This window comes from Roseateles sp. GW823-FHT07B05 (assembly GCF_058794515.1).
In genome coordinates this window covers 1-727 of sequence record NZ_JBXAGX010000043.1, presented here as the reverse complement: position 1 = coordinate 727, position 727 = coordinate 1, and the positions used below count along the sequence as shown (strand labels likewise).

Below are 727 nucleotides of genomic sequence, written 5' to 3'. Positions count from 1 at the left end.
GCTGAGGAGCAATCGAGCCTGGAGGCCCTGCGTCGCCAGCGATGGCCGCTGTGGCGCATCGCCATGCGTGCCGGCCGTGGGATGGGCACTGTGAGCCGTTGCATGAAGCGCCTGGGGTTGTCACGGCTGACCTCGTTGGAGCCGCCAGCGCCCGTGGTGCGCTACGAGCGAGCAGCACCTGGCGAACTGCTTCACCTGGACACCAAGAAGCTCGGTCGCATCGACGGCGTGGGGCACCGTATCACGGGTGACCGCCGCAGTGCCAAACGTGGCATCGGCTGGGACTTGGTGCACCTGGCGATCGACGATCACTCGCGCGTGTCGTTCGCGCTCATCAAGACCGACGAGTGCGGCCAGAGCTGCGCTGATTTCTTGCGCGAGGCGGTGGCGTACTACGCTGGCTTGGGCGTGCGCATCGACCGCGTCATGACCGACAACGGCAGCGGCTACGTCTCCAAGGCCTTCCGCCAGGTCTGTGTGGAACTTGGCGTGCGTCACCTGCGAACGCGGCCGTACACGCCCAAGACCAACGGCAAAGCTGAACGCTTCGTGCAGACCAGCCTGCGCGAGTGGGCCTACGCCAGGCCCTACGAAAGCTCAGCCCAACGCGAGGCAGCCTTGCAGCGCTTCCTGCACCGCTACAACTGGCATCGGCCACACTCCGCACTCAACCGCCAGCCACCCATGAGCCGCATCCCGGCCATGAACAACCTACTGGAACTCAACA

At 65.6% G+C, this 727-nt stretch carries 1 protein-coding gene; it reads left to right on the top strand.

Annotation, left to right across the window (positions count from 1 at the left end):
- On the top strand, positions 1 to 727 hold a 727-nt coding region (locus AC1Q7O_RS27570; protein ID WP_492662783.1), incomplete at both ends, for an IS481 family transposase.